Source organism: Syntrophotalea sp. (assembly GCF_050253115.1).
Taxonomy (GTDB): Bacteria; Desulfobacterota; Desulfuromonadia; order Desulfuromonadales; family Syntrophotaleaceae; genus Syntrophotalea; species Syntrophotalea acetylenica.
The window spans coordinates 1-3,539 of record NZ_JBFWJQ010000164.1 but is presented as its reverse complement, the minus strand read 5'-3'; the positions used below and the strand labels follow the sequence as shown (position 1 = coordinate 3,539).

General features: G+C 54.3%; 3 protein-coding genes and 1 pseudogene. All 4 read left to right on the top strand.

The annotated features are described in order from the left end of the window. Window positions 1-221, top strand: a pseudogene (locus tag AB7E65_RS12255) (SAM-dependent DNA methyltransferase); the annotation flags it as partial. Continuing rightward, complete coding sequence (locus AB7E65_RS12250; RefSeq protein ID WP_428746055.1) at window positions 218-1,585, top strand: restriction endonuclease subunit S; 1,368 nt, start codon at window positions 218-220, stop codon at window positions 1,583-1,585. The pseudogene AB7E65_RS12255 and the gene AB7E65_RS12250, both read left to right, overlap by 4 nt. Beyond that, window positions 1,575-2,000 (top strand): hypothetical protein, encoded by a 426-nt coding sequence (locus AB7E65_RS12245; RefSeq protein WP_428746054.1) that lies wholly within the window; start codon window positions 1,575-1,577, stop codon window positions 1,998-2,000. The genes AB7E65_RS12250 and AB7E65_RS12245 overlap by 11 nt, the downstream gene beginning before the upstream one ends. 32 nt (window positions 2,001-2,032) lie before the next feature. Continuing rightward, on the top strand, window positions 2,033-3,539 hold a 1,507-nt coding region (locus AB7E65_RS12240), incomplete at its 3' end, for a DEAD/DEAH box helicase family protein (RefSeq protein WP_428746056.1).

Here is a 3,539-nt window from a genome sequence, read left to right as displayed (position 1 = left end):
TGCCCCTGGCCGAAGACGTGGAGGCCTACTTCAAGCGCGAAGTCCTGCCGCACGCGCCGGACGCCTGGATCGACCACGACAAGACCAAGGTCGGTTACGAGATTCCCTTCAACCGGCACTTCTATGTTTTCGAGCCGCCGCGCTCCCTGTCCGAAATCGACGCGGAGTTGAAGGTCGTCACGGACAACATCGTTCGCATGATCGGGGAGTTGTCGGCATGAGTTTTCCGCGCCACGAGAAATACAAGGATTCCGGGGTCGAGTGGCTGGGCGAGGTGCCGGAAGGGTGGAAAATTTGCAGACTCCAAGATCTTAGCTCTGGTCAAAAATATTCTTTTGTAGATGGCCCATTTGGATCGGATCTGAAAAATAATGAGTATACGGAATCTGGTGTTCCTTTAATACAACTCAATAATATTGAGGTTGGCAGACACATTTTTAACGAAGATCGTTTTGTTTCAGAGGAGAAAGCCAACTCTTTGGGAAAACATAATGCCTTTCCCATGGATATTGTCATAGCAAAGATGGCCGACCCTGTTGCTCGTGCTGCGTGCGTAAGTGACAAGTATCCTCGATATGTAATAGTCGCAGACTGTATCAAGTTGTCAGTAGATACTTCCACTGTGAACACCTCATATCTCGTATACACAATCAACGCTCCTTACTTTAGAATAAATGCTGAGGGTGTATCTTCTGGTATTACGAGATTGAGAGTTAACCTTGGCTCTGTAAAAAAACTTCAGGTGGCCTTTCCTCCTCTCCCCGAGCAGCGCACCATCGCCGCCTTCCTCGACCACGAAACCGGCAAAATCGACGCTTTGGTGGCCGAGCAGGAAAAGCTCATAGGGCTGCTCAAGGAAAAGCGCCAAGCGGTGATCTCCCATGCCGTCACCAAGGGGCTTGATCCGAATGCGAGGATGAAGGATTCCGGGGTGGAGTGGCTGGGCGAGGTGCCGGAGGGGTGGGAGGTGAAAAGGCTGAAAAGTCTCGTAGCAGAGCCTCTGAAATATGGCGCGAATGAGGCGGCAGAAATTGATGATCCGATGCTTCCACGATTTGTCCGCATAACCGATATTGACGATAAAGGTGGATTGCGAGATGAAACCTTTAAATCTCTGCCGGTCGAAGTTGCTGAACCATATCTATTAAAGGAAGGCGATGTGCTGCTTGCCAGGAGTGGAGCGACCGTTGGCAAGAGTTTTATTTACTCAAAACATTGGGGGACTGCCTGCTTTGCTGGGTATTTGATCCGAGCACGTCTTGATTGCTCTTACTGTCTTGCTCAATGGCTTTATTACTTTTGCCAAACAAACGAATATTGGGGCTATATTGTTGGGAGCCAGATCCAAGCAACCATCCAGAATGTTAGTGCCGAGAAATATGCAAACCTCTATTTGCCAATCCCATCGACAAAAGAACAACGCACTATCGCCACCTTTCTCGACCAAGAAACCGCCAAGATCGATGCCCTAATCGAGGAGGCCAAAAAAGCCATTGAGTTGATGAAAGAGCGCCGCACGGCCCTGATCTCGGCGGCGGTGACGGGGAAGATTGATGTGAGAGATAGGGTGCAAGATGGACAATAAGAGCGAGAAGGTAGTTCTTTTTCTGTCTAATCTCGATACTCATTTTCAGGGGAAATGGGTCGATGATAAATTTTGCGCTGAAAGAACAACTGACGGCACTCTCGTCCTTTGTCCTGAAGATAGCGAAGCCAGAGAACAAGGACACTTGGTCGTGTACTGGCAAGGTGACCCCAATCGGAAAACGGTGGTCCTTAGCCAAGAGTTTGTCCGGGAAGCGATCATTGATTATGTCGATAGGCGATCACGAGTCGAGATTATAGACGACATAAATGGCGAGATGGATTTTCTGTTCCGTCATTTTGGTTTCAAGACGGGAATCAAGATAGAGACAGAAAAAGAAGGGGTTCTCCGCAAGACAGTAAAGGCTTTGAAAGGTCTTCTGTTTTTTGTACTGCGGATTAAGTCCGCCTTTTAGTCCCGGAGGGAAGCATGTCAAACGCACAGGCCATGGCCCTGCATAAAGAAATCCGCTTCGTTGACGAAATCTGCGAACACCTGAGCAACAACGGCTGGCTGTACGCGCCCGGGGATGCCCAGGGCTATGACCGCACCCGCGCCCTGTTCCCGGCGGATGCCGTGGCCTGGGTGCAGGCGACCCAACCGAAAGCCTGGGATGCCCTGAGCAAGAACCACGGGCCTTCGGCGGAAACCGTCCTTTTGGATCGCCTGCGGAAGTCGCTGGATGATCGCGGCACCCTCGATGTCCTGAGAAACGGTGTCGAGATGATCGGCCTGCGCCAGCCGTTGCTGTTCGCGCAATTCAAGCCGGCCCTGGCGATCAACCCGGAGACGATGGAGAAATATGAGGCCAATCGGCTGCGGGTTGTTCGTGAGGTTTATCTTTCTCACAGCCCGGAACGCCTCGATCTGGTCTTCTTCCTCAATGGCATCCCGGTCAGCACCGCCGAACTCAAGACCGACTTCACCCAGTCCGTTCACGATGCCATCGACCAGTACCGCTTCGACCGCAACCCGAAGGTCAAGGGCAAAGGAATAGAACCGCTCCTTTCCTTCCCCTGCGGGGCGCTGGTTCACTTCGCCGTTAGCAATATGGAAGTCCACATGACAACCAAGCTGGCTGGCCCGAAAACATCTTTTCTGCCTTTCAACAAAGGGGACAACGGAGCCGCCGGCAACCCGGTCAATCCCCAGGGGGGCCACCGCAGCGCCTACCTCTGGGAAGAAGTGCTGGAGCGGGAAAGCTGGCTGGAGATCATCGGCCGCTACCTCATCACCAAGCGGGATAGCAAGAAAAAGGTCGTGGGAATCATCTTTCCCCGCTACCACCAACTTGCCGCCACCCGCAAGCTGGTTCAGGCGATTCTCGCGGAAGGGCCGGGAGGCAAATACCTCTTCCAGCACTCCGCCGGTTCCGGCAAGACCAACTCTATCGCCTGGTCGGCCCACTTTCTCGCCGACCTCCACGATGAAAATCACCAGAAGCTGTTCGATACGGTCCTGGTCGTTTCCGACCGCACGGTACTCGATGCCCAGCTTCGGGATGCCATCTTCGATTTCGAGCGCACCGCCGGAGTCGTCGCCACCATCAGCGGCGAACAGGGTTCCAAAAGCGGGGAGCTGGCCAAGGCCCTGGCCGACGGCAAAAAGATTGTGGTTTGCACAATTCAAACCTTCCCCTTCGCCCTGCGCGCCGTGCAGGAGTTGGCGGCGACGGAAGGTAAACGCTTCGCGGTGATCGCCGACGAGGCCCATTCCTCCCAGACCGGCGAAGCCGCCGCCAAGCTCAAGGCGGTCTTGAGCGCCGAGGAGTTGCAGGAGCTCGAAGACGGCGGCGAGGTCAGCACCGAGGATCTGCTGGTGGCGCAAATGGCCGCCCGGGCGGCGGACGCGGGCATTACCTATCTGGCCTTCACCGCCACGCCGAAAGCCAAAACCATGGAACTCTTCGGCACCCGTCCCGATCCGACCCGGAAAGCCGCCCAGGACAACTTGC